Source organism: Allorhizobium sp. NPDC080224 (assembly GCF_050281005.1).
Classification (GTDB): Bacteria; Pseudomonadota; Alphaproteobacteria; order Rhizobiales; family Rhizobiaceae; genus Allorhizobium.
The window spans coordinates 1,222,702-1,238,198 of sequence record NZ_JBNNWJ010000001.1 but is presented as its reverse complement, the minus strand read 5'-3'; the positions used below and the strand labels follow the sequence as shown (position 1 = coordinate 1,238,198).

The following is a 15,497-nucleotide window of genomic DNA, read 5'->3' as shown; positions in this document are numbered from 1 at the left end:
GTGGAATTCACGAGTTCGGGGAGAAACCCGGACCGTTCCGGCAAAGACCGGCAACAGGGATTTGGTGAAGACAATGTGGTTTCTTATCAAGGGAACTTTCTATTGCACCGCGACGCTTGTCGCGCTGTCCTTCCTCGCGGCACCGCCTGCAGAGGAAAAGGATGGCGCCAGCTTCGACATGGGTGCCGCCATCACCGCCGCAAGCGGTGCTTATGAGTATGTCACCTCGCTCTGCGTCGAGAAGCCCGAGGTCTGCGAGAAGGGCAAGGCAACCTTCCAGGCGCTCGGTCAGCGGGCCCGCGAAGGGGCGCTCGTCGCCTATCAGCTGCTCGACCAGCAGTTTACCGACGAGGGCACGGCCGTCGTCGCCGACGAGATCCAGGCGCCGAAGAGTGGCGCCGTCGAGATTATCAGGCCTCAGGTCGAGACACCGCGGCTCGTCAGTGCCGAGACCGATGCGCCCGTCATCACCGGTACGGTGACACCGGCGGAACGGCCGAGGCATCTGCCGAAACCCTACCAGCCGCCGAAGCCCTGAGAGCTTGAGGCGCATGACCGAAGCTTACGCGGTCATCTGACAAATTCCGGGGCGGACAGCCGCCCCTCCCCACCTTGCAGCCGGCCCTGCCATGGACCGGATGCCTGTCTGCCTGTCCCTGACTGAATTCGGCATTTGCCGGGCCGCGTAGCGCAAGCTGCGCGGTTTTTCTTTTTTCGGCCCATGGCCAGCATTGAGGCGTGCGGACATTTGTCTTACATTGTCTTGCAGACCTGAGGAGAGCACGATGTCGACAAGCAAAGCGACAGAATCCGTCACGCTTCGTATTCCGAGCGAAGTCCTCCGGGACATCGATCGAATTGCGGAGGCGACCGAACGCTCGCGCAGCTATATCATTCTGCGCGCCATGAAGGGATATCTCCTGAGCGAGGGAGCTGACGTGCTTGCGGCCATCGAAGGACGCGCAGAGATCGACGCCGGAGAGCACGAAGATTTCGACGCCGTGCTTGCCGAGATGGACCGTATCATCGCCGGCAAGGTGGCATGAAAACCATTCGGCTTTCGCACAAGGCCGCCGATTACATCCGCCAGGAAAGCGCTTACCTGAAGGACCGCAGCCCGGCTGCGGCACGCACGTTTGCTCTTGCCATGAAGCGGGCGCGCAGCCTGCTGCAGGATTTCCCGGAAGCGGGCAACACACTGCACGGGCTGCAGATCGCCGGATTTCGCACGCTTGTGGTGGACAACTATCTCATCGACTACCGCGCCGATGACGAGACCGTGGACATCGTCACCATTCGACATGGTCGCATGCAGCAGCCCATGCCCGATATCGACGACGCGGACACCAGCGACGACATGTGACGACGTGTGACGACGTTGCTCCCAACCGCCCTCACTCAAAAGCTTTCATTGCCGCAGCCAGTTCAAAAGCTTGTCGGTCTCAACTATATGGGTCCGACGTAACGAGCGGGTGGGCAGCATGGCTAATTTGAACGAGATGATCGACGACTTCGGCTTCCTGGATGATTGGGAGGACCGCATGCGCTACGTCATCGAGCTCGGCAAGGCGCTGCCGGATCTGCCGGACAGCGAGAAGACCGCCGAAAACAAGGTGCAGGGCTGCGCAAGCCAGGTCTGGCTCTCGGTCACATCCAGCGATGGCGCCGATCCGGACATGACCTTTCGCGGCGACAGCGACGCCTTCATCGTGCGCGGTCTCGTTGCGATCGTGCTGTCAGCCTATTCCGGCAAGAAGGCATCGGAGGTGGTCAGCTTCGATGCGCTCGACCTCTTCAAGCAACTCGGCCTTCTCGAACACCTGACGGCGCAGCGCGCCAACGGCTTGCGCTCGATGATCCAGCGGATCCGCGAAGAGGCGGCGCGCCGGCTGGTTTGAACGGCCCCCTCACCCCATCTCCGGACGAAATCCCTCGTCGCCCCAGTGGCGGGTGCGGGACCGGGCCGGTGGCGGGGCGTAGTGGCGGGCGAGCGACAGCAAGGCGGTGCGCAGCATCAGCTTGGCAGAACGGGCCGGCCATTGGCGCTCGTGTTCGACCGTTTCCAGACCCTTGCCGAAGCAGCAGACATCGAGCGCCACGCCGGAGAGCTCCGGCCCTATGGCCTCGACGGCACGATTGACGCGGTCGCGGGCCGAGAGCGTCGCATCGGTGAAGTCAACTCCCGGCGGGGGTGCGCCCTTGTTGCGGGTCGACAGGCGCGGCTGCCAGCTGGCGGTGATGCGCGGCTGCAGGCCGGCGAAGTCGAAATCGGCGGCCAGCCGCTCGCCCGCGGCAACAGCCTCTTCCGACAGAAACGGGCGTCCGTCCTTTTCCTTCAGGCGCAGCAGGGGAAAAAGCGGCGATTCCTGCAGATTGCGGCGCACCGGCTGACGACCCTGAGGCATCTCCAGCGTCACGGCCTCGACCGTGCGGTGCTGGGCGGCATGCGCCTCCTCGGGCAGATCGCAGAGATCGCGGCGCAGCCAGGCGGCTGTCTCGGCGGTGGCTGCAAGACCGCCTGGCGTGTGGCGAAGCAGGCCATCGGCCACCAGGCGGGCGAGGAGCTCGGGCGCAGTCTCGGCCGGTGACAAGGCCGCCTGATGGTTGGCGTCATGCGGGGGCAGTTCCAGGGGGCCGGTCAGCGCCCGGCGGAGGATCTGGCGGATCTGTTTTCGTTCGCTGCGGGTCATGACCTGCCGTCTCCTTCAGATGCGCTTGCCGGCGATGAGATGGACTGCACTTGCCATGCGCTCGACGATCGCGACAAAGGTGTCGTAGGCGCGGTCGTCGCGGCGGTCCTCGACCATGCGGCAGGCATGGCCAACCGTGGTGCGATCACGGCCGAAGGCCTGGGCCACCTCCCCCATCGGCATCGAATAGGCGACGTGGCAGACATACATCGCCACCTGGCGGACATGGCTCGTCGCCCGGCGGCCAGGCTCCTGATCATGCTCAAGGCCCGTGGCGCGCAGCAATTCCTCCGTCAGCTGCCGGACGATCATGCAAAGCAGCCGCCGCTCCGGCGTCAGCGGACGCTCGGCAAGATCATCCTGCTCGGTTGCGGGCGGCCATTCGACAGAGGGTGCAACGGCAAAGGTCTGGGATGGGGGAAAGGCGTCGTCAGGTCTCATGGCTCACTCCGCTTAAAAGGATTTTATTCCTATTCAAGCTAGCAGCGCCAGAGGGAATGTGAACCCCATGAATTTAGGGGCATAGAGACCTTTTTCGGATTCAACAAGAGGTCACTGCTTACGCGGAGGGGTGTGGTGACCGGTCAATGATTGAGGATCATTTTCCTATTCGTTGATGCAAAAAAGGCCGGTCGCGGGACCGGCCTGATCTTCCTCGCATCGCGAGAAACCAGAAAAGGCTTACTTGGCGCGCTTGCGGCGCTGGCCGAGGCCCATTTCCTTTGCGAGGCGCGAGCGCGCTTCGGCATAGGCCGGGGCAACCATCGGATAGTCGGCCGGCAGGCCCCACTTCTCGCGGTATTCTTCCGGGGTCATGTTGTAATGGGTCATCAGGTGTCGCTTCAGCGACTTGAACTTCTGGCCGTCTTCGAGGCAGATCAGATAATCATCCTCGATCGACTTGCGGATCGGAACCGGCGGCTTCGGCTTTTCGACGACCACGGGGGCCGGAGTCGGCGAAGCGGTGTTGTTCAGGGCCATATGCACATCGGCAATCAGGTTGGTCAGGTCGCTGACCTGGACGACGTGATTGCTGACATAGGCAGAGACGATGTCAGCGGTCAGTTCGACCAGCAACTGCTGGCTTGGACCCTGCTGGGTTTCAGTCATTCAATTCTCCTGTTCAGATTCCGGAGAGGCCGCCGCCCCTGCAGACAATAGTTTTACCGTCTTCCCGATCCAACCGGACGGGGAAGGCTAAGACACCCCCACGAAGATCACCAATTTGCCGGACCGGCCCCAAACCGTCCGGCGTAATGCCACGCAGAATTCAGCGAAGATCAGGTGTTCGACATTGCCAATAGCTGGCAGTTCACTTCGCCTAGATACCGCGAACGCAACATATCAGCGCTCTCAAGAGTGAATTAACACCCCTGCTGCAAATGTCCACCTGATATTTCTACTAGATTTGACGGGTATAAAACTTTTCTATTCGCCAATCACGCATTTTGCATTGAGCAAGATAGCTAGGATTTCAATAGAGACGCTTACTCAACCGGGAATATCAGCCGTTTCATTATGACATCATATCGTCACGTACTGATGCGGACGACAGCTTGTAGCCGACCTTGTGGGCCGCGCGGGCAAGCAGATGGGCGGAAATCGGCGCCGTCAGAATGAAGAAGACGATGCCGGCCACGGCGCGTCCGAAGGTCGCGACATCGGCCGCATGCAGGCCAACGGCCAGAAGCAGCAGGCCTGAACCGACCGTGCCAGCCTTCGAGGCGGAATGCATCCGGGTATAGAGGTCCGGTAGACGATTGAGGCCGATTGCGGCGATCAGGGAGAAGAGCGCACCGCCGATGGTCAGAACGGCAATGGCGATGGCTGCGAGAAGCGAGATCATTTGGCCTCCTTGCCGAGCGGTGCGGCCGGTTTGCTTGCCTTGACCGGTTTGCCCGACTTTCCCGAACCCGACTTGCCGGTCGGTTTCTTCGACGACGGGCCCGCCTCGACCTGCTCCCCTTCCCCGACATAGCCGCGGGCCAGGATGAAGCGGGCGAAGGCGACGGTCGCGAGGAAGCCGACGAGGCCGAGCGCGATCGCGATATCGATATAGAGCGTATAGCCGGTTCTGAGCGCAATTACGGCGATGAAGCCGATGACGATGCCGACCAGCATGTCGAGGGCGATGACGCGGTCCGGCAGGGTCGGACCGACGACGACGCGGTAGACGGTCATCAACAGGGCGATCACGAGGATGACGATGGCGGCGACGGATGCGTATTCGACGATGAGTTCAGGGGTCATCAGGCAAATGCCTCCATGATCTTCTTCTCGAAGCCCTCGGCGATGTCACGGCGGGCGGCCTCGACGTCGGAGCAGTCAATCGCGTGGATGTAGAGCGTCGAGCGGTCCTCGGAAACGTCAACGGAGAGCGTGCCCGGGGTGAGCGTGATGAGATTCGCGAGCAGGGAGATCTCCCAATCGCTCTTGACGGTCAGCGGATAAGCGAAGATGCCGGGCTTCAGGTCCATCTTCGGCTGGAGCACGAGTGTCGCGACACGCCAGGCGGACTTGGCGAGTTCGACGAGAAAGAGCATCACCAGCGCCAGCACGCGGCGGAAGCGGCTCGTGTAGTCGCGACCGACGAAACGCTCACGCAGGAGGTAGAGCGTGAGCAGCGAGATGACGAAGCCGAAGATCAGATTGGGGACCGTGAAGCTGCCGGAGACGGTGGCCCAGATCACCGCCATCAGGATGCTGAGTGCATAAAGGCTCATCGGGCAACTCCTTCAGGAAAGACGGAGCGGATATAGGCGGTAGGATCCGAAAGACCGGCGGCGGCCTGCTGCGTGGCAACGATCAGGCTGTCGGGGAAAAGGCCGAACCAGACCACGAAAGCGGTCAGGATGACGATCGGCGTCATGCGCCAGCGCAGCGCGCCCGCCGATGTGGGGGCCGATGTTGCCTGCGCATTGCCTTCGACGGCGACCGGGCGCCAGAAGGAGAAGAGGAAGACGCGGCCAAAGGCGATCGTCGTCAGGAAGCCGGAGACGAGCACGGACGCGGCCAGCCACCAGGCGCCGATATCGATCGAGGCCTTGACCAGAAGCGCCTTGGGCCAGAAGCCGGAGAACGGCGGAAGGCCGCTTGCGGCAAAGAAGAGTGCAAGGGTGATCGCGGCGAAGGTGGGCGCTGCTGTCCAGAGGCCGGCCACACGATCGAGGCGGTAGCTGCCGCCAATGCGGCCGATTTCACCGGCGACCAGATAGAGAGCGGTCATCAGGAGGATGGAGTGCAGCGCATAGAAGATCGCAGCACCCACCGCCATGTCGCCGCCGATCGCGACGCCTGCCATCATGTTGCCGATACCGGCAATGACCACGAAGCCGAGGAAGCGGCGGATATCATTCTGGGCAAGTGCGCCGATCGCGCCGAAGATCATCGTGAGTGCCGCGACCACCGCGATGACGAGGCTGAGCGCCTCACGCTCGACGGGGAAGAGCATGACCACGACGCGGAACAGCGCGTAGACACCGACCTTGGTCAGAAGGCCGGCGAACAGCGCCGATACGACAACGCGCGGCGTGTGATAGGAGGCCGGCAGCCAGAAATTGACCGGGAAGGCCGCAGCCTTCATTGAGAAGGCCAGGATGAACAGCGCCGTCAGCGTCATCAGCGGCGCGGTCTCGGCATATTGCGGAACCTTCGTCGCGATGTCGGCCATGTTGAGCGTGCCGAAGATGGCGTAGACATAGGACACGCCGATGAGGAAGAGCGTCGTCGCCATCAGGTTGAGTACGGCATATTTCAGCGCACCATCGATCTGCTCGCGCTCGGATCCGAGGATCAGGAGGCCGAAGGAGGAGATCAGCAGAACTTCGAACCAGACATAGAGGTTGAAGATGTCGCCGGTCAGGAAGGCGCCAGAGACACCGGCCATCAGCAACATCAAAAGCGGGTAGAAGCCATAGCGGCGGCCGCTGTTGTTGATTTCGACATGGGCGTAGAGCGCGCCGCAGAAGGCGACGATGGCGGCGGACAGTGCGAGCAGCGCACCGGCAAGGTCGACGGTGATCGCGATGCCGAAGGGTGGCAGCCAGCGGCCCATCATCATAGTCAAGGGGCCATCGGCCATGACCTTGGCGAGAAGCAATGCATTGTTGAGGACGAGCAGCGCCAGTCCCGTCAGTGCCACCGGCGGATGCCAGTGGGTGCGGTGGCGGATCATCATCAGGATCGCGCCAAAGACGATGCAGAGCGCCATGGGCGTGACCGCGAGCCAGTCGGCAGCCGTCATCGGCTCCATGACATAGGCGGCGGCGTAGTCGGCAGGGGTCGTTGTGGGGGCAGCCATGTGGTCCTCGTGTCTCCCGCTCAGTAGCCGCTCGGCGGCAGCGGCTCGTCCATCGGCTCGGCGACACGCATTTCACCCGTGTCGTCGGTGCCGAGGTCCTGATAGGCGCGATAGCTCAACACCAGCAGGAAGCAGAAGAAGGAGAAGGAAATGACGATCGCCGTCAGGATGAGCGCCTGCGGCAGCGGATTGGCGGTTCCGGCCGGCAGCACGTCGACGCCACCCGGGATGATCGGCGGAATGGACGGGGTCAGGCGACCGGCGGTGAAGAGCAGCATGTTGACGGCATTGCCGAGCAACACGAGGCCGAGCAGAATGCGGACGATCTTTCTCGACAGCATCAGATAGACGGCGGCGGCAAAGAAAATACCGACGACGAGCGAGAAGATGACTTCCATCAGCCGTCATCCCTTTCTTCGAGTGCAAGCGCGATCGAGGCGAAGGTGCCGACGACCACGAGATAGACGCCGATGTCGAAGGAAATCACGGTCGCGAGCGGCACTTCGACACCGAAGAGGCTCGGATAGATCCAGACACCGGTCATGAAGGGGTAGCCGAGCGGCGCAGAGATGAGGCCGGACAAGGCGGCGATCAGCAGGCCGAAGCCGGCGATCGACATCGGATGGAAGACCATGGCGCGGCGCACGGCCTGAACGCCGAAGGCGATGCCATACATAGCAAAGGCAGCAGCGCCGATCAGCCCGCCGATGAAACCACCGCCGGGCTCATTGTGGCCGCGCAGCAGGACGAAAATCGAGAAGACCAGCATCAGCGCCGTCAGGAAGGGTGCGAAGGTGCGGAAGATCAGAGTGTTCATGAGCGCTTGCCACCTTTCGTCTTGCTGGGACGTGTCCCCTCGGCGGAGGCGCCGGGCGGCGCCATGGCCGGCGCTGCCGGGGCGCCACCCACCCGGATGCGGATCAAGGCCAGGATCGACAGGCCGGTGATCATCACGACGGCGATTTCACCCAGCGTATCGACGCCGCGGAAGTCGACGATGATGACGTTCACGACATTGGCGCCGTGGGCGATGATCTTGGAGTGCTCGGCAAAGAAGGCCGAGAGCGAGCCATCGAAAGGACCCGATGTCGAGGCTGCCAGCATCAGGCCGAAGCCGAGACCGCAGGCAATTGCCAGCGAACCATCGAACAGGCGCGCCGACATCGGGCGATGGTCGGAGAGCGAGAGCCTGAGGCGGGTCATGACCAAGGCCAGAATGATGACCGAGAGGGTCTCGACCATGAACTGGGTGAAAGAGAGATCCGGTGCGCCATAAAGCAGGAAGATGACGGCGACGGCAAAGCCCTGGATGCCGAGGCAGACGATGGCGGTCAGGCGATCCTTGGCGGTGAGCACGGCGATCACGCCGATCACCGCAATCACCAGGATCGCCATCTCATGCAGATCGACATCGCGCGGCAGGACCAGATCCTGCGGGAACTCGCCGAAGACAAAAGGCGTCACGAGCAGCACGATCGCGATGAAGACGAAGGAGAGCGTGATGTAGGTCTCCAGGCGGCCGTTCTGGACGAGGCGCGTGACAGTGGTCGAGAAACGCACCAGCCCTGCGATGAAGTGGTCGAAGCCGCGATCGGGGCTGATCCCAAGACCCGTGACGAGACGATCAACGGCGGCCCTCAGACGCTCAATCCCGAGATAGAGCACAAGGCCGATCAGGACCGTCAGCACGGAGAGCGCAAGTGCTGCACCGAGCGACGGGATCAGGCCGATGGTCACGGTCTGCGCCTCGCCATCGACGGCGCTTGCCATGGGCGACGAGATGAAGCGATGAGCAAGGCCGGAGAAGAGCGCGCCGCCGAGCGACAGGAGCGCGAGCGTCAGCGGGCCGATCCAAAGGAGCACAGGACCCTCATGGGCATGTTTCGGCGTCGGGCCTTCCTTGCCGATGAAGGGTTTCAGGCCAACTGCGAAGGCGATGACGAACATCAGGGCATTGCCGATGACGGCCACGGCCGTGAAGAGGATGGCGCGCGGGTCGGAGCCGGCCAGCGCATAATAGATCTCTTCCTTGGCGAGGAAGCCGAAGAGCGGCGGCAGGCCAGCCATGGAAACGCCTGAGAGAATGGCGGCGGCAAAGGTGATCGGCATCAGTTTGCCAAGCCCCCCCAGCCGCGTGATGTCACGGGTGCCGGCTTCATGGTCGATGGCGCCGGCGACCATGAAGAGCGCGCCCTTGAACAGCGAATGGGCAACGAGATAGAGCACCGCCGCCTCGACCGCGTAGGGCGTGTCAAAGCCGGTCAGCATGACGAGCAGGCCGAGCGAGGCCACCGTCGTATAAGCGAGCATCAGCTTCAGATCCGTCTGGCGGACGGCGAGCACCGAGCCGACGATCAGCGTGATGCCGCCGAAGAAGGGCAGCAGGATTTCCCAGGCGGGCGTTTCGCCCATGACCGGGTTCAAGCGCATCAAGAGATAGACGCCGGCCTTCACCATGGTGGCCGAATGCAGATAGGCGGAGACCGGGGTCGGCGCTTCCATGGCATTGGGCAGCCAGAAGTGGAACGGGAACTGGGCCGACTTGGTGAAGGCGCCGCCGAGCACGAGCAGGAGCGCCGCGAGATAGAAGGGACTTTCGCGCAGCGCATCGCCGGTCGAGAGCAGAAGCGACAGCTGGCTGACGCCGGTGATGTTCCAGATGAAGATCATGCCGGCCAAGAGGATCAGGCCACCGCCGCCGGTGACCACCAGCGCCTGCAGGGCCGCACGGCGCGAGGCCTCACGCGTGTGATCGAAACCGATCAGCAGGAAGGAGGTGATCGAGGTCAGCTCCCAGAACACAAAGAGCATCAGGAAGCTGTCGGAGACGACGAGGCCGAGCATGGCGCCCATGAAGAGCAGGATGAAGCCGATGAAACGGCCCTGCTGCGGATGGCCCTTCATGTAGCCGCCGGCATAGAGCACAATCAGCGTGCCGATGCCGGTGATCAGAAGCGCAAAGGTGAGAGACAAGCCGTCGATGAACCAGGAGAAGGAGAGGTTCAGGCTCGGCACCCAGGCGTAACCGCCGGTCACCCGCTCGCCGTTGGCGATCTCGGGCAGGAAACCGGCGAAATGCGCAAAAGCGAGCGCCGGCGCCAGCGCCAAGACCCAAGCGCCGTTTGCGCCGAGACGGGAGACGATCCACGGCGCCAGAACGGCGGCGGCAAACGGCAACAGCATGGCGACCCAAGTCATGTCGCTCGTCATCTCAGGCATTCCATCTCCCCGTGGGCAACGATCAGCGCTCGACCATCAGTCGATACAAGGTGGCACGTGTTAGGACAAGCCAACCTTTGTCTCAAGCGAAAACGGAACTTTGCCCCTTCACGGACGCGTCAACCCACGATTCTGTGAGATTGGAGTGATGCAGTTCAGTTTGTCGTGAGGGGGACGGGGCCTGAGCGAGCAAAGCACCGTGCAGACAATTGCCGCTCAGGCTATGCCTCCCTATCTATAGAGCAACACCTGCGAGGCTTTGCCCTGCCCCGCCTCTGGCCAAGGAGATCATCATGACCGCTTCCACGACCGCCCCGAAGATCGTCAAGTCGGATGCCGAATGGCGCGAGCAGCTGACGCCGGAGCAATACCGGATCCTGCGCGAGCACGGCACCGAGCGCGCCTTTACCGGGCCCTATTGGGACAATTTCGAAAAGGGGCTCTATCGCTGCGCGGCCTGCGACGAGCCGCTCTTCGTCTCCGACACCAAGTTCGACGCCGGCTGCGGCTGGCCGAGCTATTTCGAGCCGGTGAAGGCGGATGCCGTGACCGAGCATCGCGACACGGCCTTCGGCATGGTGCGCACGGAAATCCGCTGCGCCAATTGCGGCGGTCATCTGGGACATGTCTTTCCCGACGGCCCTAAGCCGACGGGGCTGCGCTACTGCATCAACGGCCATTCCATGGTGTTCACGCCGATCGAGTGATGGGCAAGACCAGCGCCGGAAGACGCGCCTGGCCGAACGGCCGGGCGGCTTCCAGTCCGGCAGAGCCGCTTTCGCGCGGCCGAAAATAGCCCGAGCGAGACCTGCTTGAAGACAAAGATCATCCTCCTTCTCGGCGTCGCTGCCGTCGCCACGGTCATCGGCTTTACGGCCGTCAGGTTCGCCGGAGGCGAAGCTGAGGCGACGGCATCGCTGCCGCGCAAACACTGCCCCGTGATCGGTTGCGCCTTGCCGTAAGTGTCCTCGACATCGGCCGGCAGATCGACTGACGCGTGACGCTGCCTTTCTTGGCTGTGGAAAGGTTCGATCTAAAGCTCCAGTTGCAATCTTTGCAATTGACCGGCAAACGCGTTGATGGAACCCCAATCCGGTTAACAACCTGGGGGTCTACCATGCATGCCAAACTTGCGACCGTTCTCGGTCTCGCCGCCATGCTTTCGTCCTGCGCCAGCAAACCGCAGGACATCGAAGCGGCCTATGTCTCGCCGACACTCTATGAAAGCCTGTCCTGCGACCGGCTGCGCGAAGAGGCAACCGCCGTTTCGGCCCGCGCCATCTCAGCAAGTGGCGTGCAGCAGAAGAAGGCCGACAATGATGCTGTCGCCGTCGGGGTCGGCCTCGTCCTCTTCTGGCCGGCACTGTTCTTCGCCAAGGGCGATGGCGCCTCGGCGGCGGAGGTTGCGCGACTGAAGGGCGAGATGAAGGCGATCGAGGGCGCGTCGATCAAGAACAATTGCGGCATCCGGTTTGAAGACCCGACGGCAAAGCCGGCGGCCAAGAAGGCCTGACGGAGACTACCACCCTCCCCGCAGCGGGGAGGGTCGGCTCTGCAGCCTTGTGCCCTTTGGACATGACCCGGAAGAGGATGCGGCGACTGTTTGCAGGACCTCAGCCTGCCCGGGCAAATACTTGATTTCAGACTCTTTCTGACAGCGCCTTCAGGCACTGCTCGAAGGCCGTGAGATCCGTATAGAGCCGCGCCGGATCGGCGGCATACACGGCCACCGGTCCGCCGCGGCGCTCGACGCCGCCATGCAGCATCAGGTTCTCGATCATGTCGAAATCCTCCAGCGAATGGCCATCCGGTCCGCGCATTCGGCCCTCGCCGTCGGGGCTGAGCTTGCCCTCATACCAGGCGAGTGTGCGCTGGTAGTGGGTCTCTGCGACATTGGTGTAGCAGGCGACGATCTTGCCGGCGCCGCACATGTAGCCGAGTTCGAAGACCGTGCCCGGATCCGCCGCGATGCCGCGAAAGGGGGTCAGGTTGGCGATCACGCCATCGGCGCGGTTCATGAAGCTCTCGTCGATCTCCGAAATGTTGAGCCCGAACTGACGCTTCGTTGGGGCCGGCGGAATGGCGAGATCTCCGGGGCAGATCGGCTCGAAGCCGTAGGCGCGCGTCATCGCGGCCTTTTCGTCGAGCACTGCGCGGGCATTGGGGAGGAAGACTTCGGGGCCGGCGAGGTAGAGTTTCAAAGGAAAGTGCATAGGAGACTGACAACCTTGGGGCGTGGCGGGAGGAACCTCATGAGGATCAGGCCTTATCGTTGGACGCAAGTGTATCCAGGCCTTGTTCACAGGTGATCGTGAATCCGAACGTCAACCCATCGGACGCGAGGCTCACACAAGGATAAGGCGAAATAGTCATTGCGATTTCGTGCGCAAACCCTGCACCCATTTGCTCATCGCCGCTGGGAAAGCCGCTTGGCACGCAAGTCTTACCCTGGAGAGGCACATGAGCAATTACAGCGACCATATCGATGAGACTGTCCTGAAGACCTGGTTTTCCGCCAAGACCATCGCGGATCCGCAACTCACCCGGTTCATCAACACCAACCATCTGCCACGGATCAAGCCGTCCTTTAAGGATGTCTGCAACAGGCTGTTCGGATGTGACAATCCCTATCACGCCTACAAGCCGGAACTGCTTCCGGCACCGATGCCCTACAAGGCCCATATAGGAGAAAAGACTCTCGGCGCGATCGAGGCGCAGCTCGGCCGCAAGCCGACGTTCGGCATCGAAGTCGGAAGTTTCATCGGCAGCAGCGCATCGATCATCGGTGCGTGGATGCGTGAGCACGGCGGAGCGCTGATGTGCGTCGATACCTGGTGCGGCGATATCAACATGTGGCTGCTCGGCAACTTCGCCGGCACGATGCGCAAGATGGACGGTGACCCCGTTATCTTCAAGTATTTCATGAATGCGATGTTCAACAGCGGCCTGACAGAGACGGTCATCCCCTTCCGCGTATCATCGATCGTTGCCGCCCGGGCGCTGAAAGTGCTGAATTACGAGATTGACTTCGTCTATCTCGATTCGGCGCATGAGTGCGGCGAGACCTTCATGGAATTGTCGCTCTATTACGACCTGCTGCCGCCGGGTGGTATCATCATCGGCGATGACTACATGATGTTCCCGGCCGTCAAGCATGACGTCGATCTGTTTTGCAAGGTGAATGACATCCAGCTGTTCTTTACGGGCGAGCGGGATACCTGGCTGATTCAGAAACCTGTGGCCGCCGACAACGTCCTACCTCTGCCGGTGGCAAACGAAGTCGCCTGAGCCTTGATCCGTATTGCCGCTCCGGGGTTCCTCGCGGGGCGGCAAGACTCTTGGGATGCGGTCGGCAAAGGCTGCGTATCGAACTGCTTTGCCATGGCCATCCCCCGGCCTCTCGGCTAAACCCTCTGATCATGCCGACTCAGTCCCTCACCGATCCGCTCTTCTCGCACCCTGCCCTGGACGGTCCGCTTGCCGTCCTGAAGCGTGTCTATGGCTATTCCGCGTTTCGCGGGCGCCAGGCGGAGGTGGTTTCGCATGTCGTGTCCGGCGGCGATGCCGTGGTGCTGTTTCCGACGGGGGCGGGAAAATCGCTCTGTTTCCAGGTGCCCGCGCTCTGCCGGCCAGGCGTCGGCGTGGTCGTTTCGCCGCTGATTGCCCTGATGCGCGACCAAGTTGAGGCGTTGAAAGGCCTCGGCGTCAGGGCGGCGGCGCTCAACTCGACGCTCAGCCGCGAGGAATATGTCGAGATCCGCCGGGCGCTCGATCGCGGCGAGCTCGACTTTCTCTATGTGACACCGGAGCGGACGGCGACCCCAGGCTTCATCGAGATGATGCAAGGTGTGGAGATCGCGCTCTTTGCCATCGACGAGGCCCATTGCGTTTCTCAATGGGGGCATGATTTCCGGCCGGAATATCGCGAGCTCGGCAAGCTTGCCGATCTCTTCCCCGGCGTGCCGCGGCTGGCGCTGACGGCGACCGCCGATCCGCATACGCGGGAAGACATCATTGCAAGGCTGCGGCTGGACGATGCACAAGTCTTCACCACCTCCTTCGACCGCCCGAACATTGCTTATGAGATCGTCGAGCGTGACCAGCCGCGCCAGCAGCTTTTGCGCTTCCTGTCGCGCCACAAGGGATCGAGCGGTATCGTCTACTGCCTGTCGCGCGCCAAGGTCGAGGAGATCGCCAGCTGGCTGGACGACCAGGGGATAAGGGCGCTGCCCTATCATGCCGGCATGGACCGGGCGATCCGAGACGCCAACCAGGACGCTTTTCTCAAAGAGGAAGACCTCTGCCTGGTCGCCACGGTTGCCTTCGGGATGGGCATCGACAAGCCGAATGTGCGTTACGTCGCGCATCTCGACCTGCCGGGCTCGGTAGAGGCCTATTATCAGGAGACGGGCCGCGCGGGGCGTGACGGTCTGCCCTCCGAAGTCTGGATGGCCTATGGCATGGCCGATGTCATTCAGCGCGGACGGATGATCGACGAGGGTGGTGCGGCCGACGACATCAAGCGGGTGGAACGGGCCAAGCTCAACGCGCTCTTGGCCATCTGCGAAACGCCCGGCTGCCGGCGCCAGGCGATCCTCAAGCATTTCGGCGAGAGCCACGCGGGCCAATGCGGCAATTGCGATACCTGCCTGAAGCCTGTCGAGACCTGGGACGGTGCCGAGGCGGCGATCAAGGCGCTGGCCGCGATCTACCGCACCGGAGAGCGCTTCGGCACCGGGCATCTGATCGACGTGCTCACGGGCAACGAGAACGACAAGACGATCCGTTTCGGCCATACGGACATGCCGGTCTTCGGCGCGGGCAAGGATTTACCCGCGAAGACCTGGCAATCGGTCTACCGCCAGCTTCTGGCGGCCGGCTATATCCGTGTCGACCACACGGCTTATGGTGCGCTGACGCTCGAGGAAAGCGCGCGCGCCGTCTTCAAGCGCGAGGTCGATGTGCGCTTCCGCAAGGACCGGCCGACGACGGGCAAGGCAGCGCGCGGCCAGTCCTCGCGCACGGCGCAGGCCAAGGCCGGGCTCGACCAGGCGGATCAGGAACTGTTCGAGGCCCTGCGCGCCAAGCGCATGGAGCTCGCCCGCGAGCAATCGGTGCCACCTTACGTCATCTTCCCCGACACGACGCTGGTTGCACTCGCCACCGAACGGCCGATGGACGAGGACGAGATGCTGTCGATTTCCGGCATCGGGCAATCGAAGCTGGAGCGTTACGGCGACGCCTTTATCGAGGTGATCACGGCCTATTCGCGGTGATGGATCACCCTC

20 protein-coding genes are annotated in these 15,497 nt (G+C 62.5%); 9 read left to right on the top strand and 11 right to left on the bottom strand.

The genetic code is table 11. From position 1 onward, the window contains the following. Positions 1–73: 73 nt before the first annotated feature. The 4 genes from ACQKP1_RS06120 to ACQKP1_RS06105 all read left to right on the top strand — a co-directional run bounded on the left by ACQKP1_RS06120 (position 74) and on the right by ACQKP1_RS06105 (position 1,898). Positions 74–538, top strand: a complete 465-nt coding sequence (locus ACQKP1_RS06120) for a DUF5330 domain-containing protein (protein ID WP_203013964.1) — start codon at positions 74–76, stop codon at positions 536–538. Positions 539–785: 247 nt separating this feature from the next. Beyond that, positions 786–1,046: a CopG family ribbon-helix-helix protein gene (locus ACQKP1_RS06115; RefSeq protein WP_427274594.1), complete on the top strand. Its 261-nt coding sequence runs from the start codon at positions 786–788 to the stop codon at positions 1,044–1,046. Beyond that, positions 1,043–1,363: a type II toxin-antitoxin system RelE/ParE family toxin gene (locus ACQKP1_RS06110; protein ID WP_203013958.1), complete on the top strand. Its 321-nt coding sequence runs from the start codon at positions 1,043–1,045 to the stop codon at positions 1,361–1,363. Before ACQKP1_RS06115 ends, ACQKP1_RS06110 begins: the two co-directional genes overlap by 4 nt. Positions 1,364–1,481: 118 nt before the next feature. Continuing rightward, the gene (locus ACQKP1_RS06105) at positions 1,482–1,898 is read left to right on the top strand and encodes a SufE family protein (protein WP_427274593.1); all 417 of its coding nucleotides are present in this window, start codon (positions 1,482–1,484) and stop codon (positions 1,896–1,898) included. 9 nt (positions 1,899–1,907) lie between these two features. Here ACQKP1_RS06105 and ACQKP1_RS06100 read toward each other — a convergent pair whose 3' ends face one another. From ACQKP1_RS06100 to ACQKP1_RS06055, 10 genes are all read right to left on the bottom strand, one after another. Beyond that, a complete protein-coding gene (locus ACQKP1_RS06100) occupies positions 1,908–2,690 on the bottom strand; it encodes a DUF6456 domain-containing protein (protein WP_427274592.1) in 783 nt (260 codons plus the stop codon). A gap of 15 nt (positions 2,691–2,705) precedes the next feature. Then, positions 2,706–3,131: a helix-turn-helix domain-containing protein gene (locus ACQKP1_RS06095; protein WP_427274591.1), complete on the bottom strand. Its 426-nt coding sequence runs from the start codon at positions 3,129–3,131 to the stop codon at positions 2,706–2,708. 240 nt (positions 3,132–3,371) lie between these two features. After that, positions 3,372–3,800: a MucR family transcriptional regulator gene (locus ACQKP1_RS06090; protein WP_203013947.1), complete on the bottom strand. Its 429-nt coding sequence runs from the start codon at positions 3,798–3,800 to the stop codon at positions 3,372–3,374. A gap of 406 nt (positions 3,801–4,206) precedes the next feature. Then, on the bottom strand, positions 4,207–4,536 hold the full coding sequence (gene mnhG, locus ACQKP1_RS06085; protein ID WP_427274590.1) for a monovalent cation/H(+) antiporter subunit G: 330 nt from the start codon (positions 4,534–4,536) through the stop codon (positions 4,207–4,209). After that, the gene (locus ACQKP1_RS06080; protein WP_427274589.1) at positions 4,533–4,940 is read right to left on the bottom strand and encodes a cation:proton antiporter; all 408 of its coding nucleotides are present in this window, start codon (positions 4,938–4,940) and stop codon (positions 4,533–4,535) included. The genes mnhG and ACQKP1_RS06080 overlap by 4 nt, the downstream gene beginning before the upstream one ends. Then, complete coding sequence (locus ACQKP1_RS06075; RefSeq protein ID WP_203013936.1) at positions 4,940–5,413, bottom strand: Na+/H+ antiporter subunit E; 474 nt, start codon at positions 5,411–5,413, stop codon at positions 4,940–4,942. Before ACQKP1_RS06075 ends, ACQKP1_RS06080 begins: the two co-directional genes overlap by 1 nt. After that, a complete protein-coding gene (locus ACQKP1_RS06070; protein WP_427274588.1) occupies positions 5,410–6,990 on the bottom strand; it encodes a Na+/H+ antiporter subunit D in 1,581 nt (526 codons plus the stop codon). Before ACQKP1_RS06070 ends, ACQKP1_RS06075 begins: the two co-directional genes overlap by 4 nt. Before the next feature lie 20 nt (positions 6,991–7,010). Next, positions 7,011–7,388 carry a Na+/H+ antiporter subunit C gene (locus ACQKP1_RS06065; protein WP_203013930.1) on the bottom strand — a complete coding sequence of 126 codons (378 nt, stop codon included), beginning with the start codon at positions 7,386–7,388 and terminating at the stop codon, positions 7,011–7,013. Continuing rightward, positions 7,388–7,807 (bottom strand): Na+/H+ antiporter subunit B, encoded by a 420-nt coding sequence (locus ACQKP1_RS06060; RefSeq protein WP_006727213.1) that lies wholly within the window; start codon positions 7,805–7,807, stop codon positions 7,388–7,390. The genes ACQKP1_RS06065 and ACQKP1_RS06060 overlap by 1 nt, the downstream gene beginning before the upstream one ends. Continuing rightward, entirely contained in the window at positions 7,804–10,200 is a 2,397-nt protein-coding gene (locus ACQKP1_RS06055) for a putative monovalent cation/H+ antiporter subunit A (protein WP_427276410.1), read from the bottom strand. The genes ACQKP1_RS06060 and ACQKP1_RS06055 overlap by 4 nt, the downstream gene beginning before the upstream one ends. 302 nt (positions 10,201–10,502) lie before the next feature. On the opposite strand from ACQKP1_RS06055, the gene msrB reads away from it, so the two are divergent. From msrB to ACQKP1_RS06040, 3 genes are all read left to right on the top strand, one after another. Further along, a complete protein-coding gene (gene msrB / locus ACQKP1_RS06050) occupies positions 10,503–10,916 on the top strand; it encodes a peptide-methionine (R)-S-oxide reductase MsrB (protein WP_427274587.1) in 414 nt (137 codons plus the stop codon). A 105-nt stretch (positions 10,917–11,021) separates the two neighbouring features. Then, complete coding sequence (locus ACQKP1_RS06045) at positions 11,022–11,171, top strand: hypothetical protein (protein WP_203013924.1); 150 nt, start codon at positions 11,022–11,024, stop codon at positions 11,169–11,171. 155 nt (positions 11,172–11,326) lie between these two features. Beyond that, entirely contained in the window at positions 11,327–11,722 is a 396-nt protein-coding gene (locus ACQKP1_RS06040; protein ID WP_427274586.1) for a hypothetical protein, read from the top strand. Between the two features lie 127 nt (positions 11,723–11,849). Here ACQKP1_RS06040 and ACQKP1_RS06035 read toward each other — a convergent pair whose 3' ends face one another. Next, positions 11,850–12,422 (bottom strand): nucleoside 2-deoxyribosyltransferase, encoded by a 573-nt coding sequence (locus ACQKP1_RS06035; RefSeq protein ID WP_427274585.1) that lies wholly within the window; start codon positions 12,420–12,422, stop codon positions 11,850–11,852. A gap of 247 nt (positions 12,423–12,669) precedes the next feature. On the opposite strand from ACQKP1_RS06035, the gene ACQKP1_RS06030 reads away from it, so the two are divergent. Beyond that, the gene (locus ACQKP1_RS06030; RefSeq protein WP_427274584.1) at positions 12,670–13,497 is read left to right on the top strand and encodes a class I SAM-dependent methyltransferase; all 828 of its coding nucleotides are present in this window, start codon (positions 12,670–12,672) and stop codon (positions 13,495–13,497) included. Between the two features lie 131 nt (positions 13,498–13,628). After that, positions 13,629–15,485, top strand: a complete 1,857-nt coding sequence (gene recQ, locus ACQKP1_RS06025; protein ID WP_427274583.1) for a DNA helicase RecQ — start codon at positions 13,629–13,631, stop codon at positions 15,483–15,485. The last annotated feature ends 12 nt before the right edge of the window (positions 15,486–15,497 follow it).

Excerpts from the sequence above, each read along its gene's own strand:
- ACQKP1_RS06040 (WP_427274586.1), top strand. The coding sequence starts at position 11,327 with ATGCATGCCAAACTTGCGACCGTTCTCGGTCTCGCCGCCATGCTTTCG.
- ACQKP1_RS06065 (WP_203013930.1), bottom strand. The coding sequence starts at position 7,388 with ATGGAAGTCATCTTCTCGCTCGTCGTCGGTATTTTCTTTGCCGCCGCC.
- ACQKP1_RS06110 (WP_203013958.1), top strand. The coding sequence starts at position 1,043 with ATGAAAACCATTCGGCTTTCGCACAAGGCCGCCGATTACATCCGCCAG.
- ACQKP1_RS06035 (WP_427274585.1), bottom strand. The coding sequence starts at position 12,422 with ATGCACTTTCCTTTGAAACTCTACCTCGCCGGCCCCGAAGTCTTCCTC.
- ACQKP1_RS06080 (WP_427274589.1), bottom strand. The coding sequence starts at position 4,940 with ATGACCCCTGAACTCATCGTCGAATACGCATCCGTCGCCGCCATCGTC.
- ACQKP1_RS06115 (WP_427274594.1), top strand. The coding sequence starts at position 786 with ATGTCGACAAGCAAAGCGACAGAATCCGTCACGCTTCGTATTCCGAGC.
- ACQKP1_RS06070 (WP_427274588.1), bottom strand. The coding sequence starts at position 6,990 with ATGGCTGCCCCCACAACGACCCCTGCCGACTACGCCGCCGCCTATGTC.
- ACQKP1_RS06120 (WP_203013964.1), top strand. The coding sequence starts at position 74 with ATGTGGTTTCTTATCAAGGGAACTTTCTATTGCACCGCGACGCTTGTC.
- ACQKP1_RS06105 (WP_427274593.1), top strand. The coding sequence starts at position 1,482 with ATGGCTAATTTGAACGAGATGATCGACGACTTCGGCTTCCTGGATGAT.
- recQ (WP_427274583.1), top strand. The coding sequence starts at position 13,629 with ATGCCGACTCAGTCCCTCACCGATCCGCTCTTCTCGCACCCTGCCCTG.
- ACQKP1_RS06075 (WP_203013936.1), bottom strand. The coding sequence starts at position 5,413 with ATGAGCCTTTATGCACTCAGCATCCTGATGGCGGTGATCTGGGCCACC.
- ACQKP1_RS06100 (WP_427274592.1), bottom strand. The coding sequence starts at position 2,690 with ATGACCCGCAGCGAACGAAAACAGATCCGCCAGATCCTCCGCCGGGCG.
- ACQKP1_RS06090 (WP_203013947.1), bottom strand. The coding sequence starts at position 3,800 with ATGACTGAAACCCAGCAGGGTCCAAGCCAGCAGTTGCTGGTCGAACTG.
- msrB (WP_427274587.1), top strand. The coding sequence starts at position 10,503 with ATGACCGCTTCCACGACCGCCCCGAAGATCGTCAAGTCGGATGCCGAA.
- ACQKP1_RS06030 (WP_427274584.1), top strand. The coding sequence starts at position 12,670 with ATGAGCAATTACAGCGACCATATCGATGAGACTGTCCTGAAGACCTGG.
- ACQKP1_RS06095 (WP_427274591.1), bottom strand. The coding sequence starts at position 3,131 with ATGAGACCTGACGACGCCTTTCCCCCATCCCAGACCTTTGCCGTTGCA.
- ACQKP1_RS06060 (WP_006727213.1), bottom strand. The coding sequence starts at position 7,807 with ATGAACACTCTGATCTTCCGCACCTTCGCACCCTTCCTGACGGCGCTG.
- ACQKP1_RS06055 (WP_427276410.1), bottom strand. The coding sequence starts at position 10,200 with ATGACGAGCGACATGACTTGGGTCGCCATGCTGTTGCCGTTTGCCGCC.
- mnhG (WP_427274590.1), bottom strand. The coding sequence starts at position 4,536 with ATGATCTCGCTTCTCGCAGCCATCGCCATTGCCGTTCTGACCATCGGC.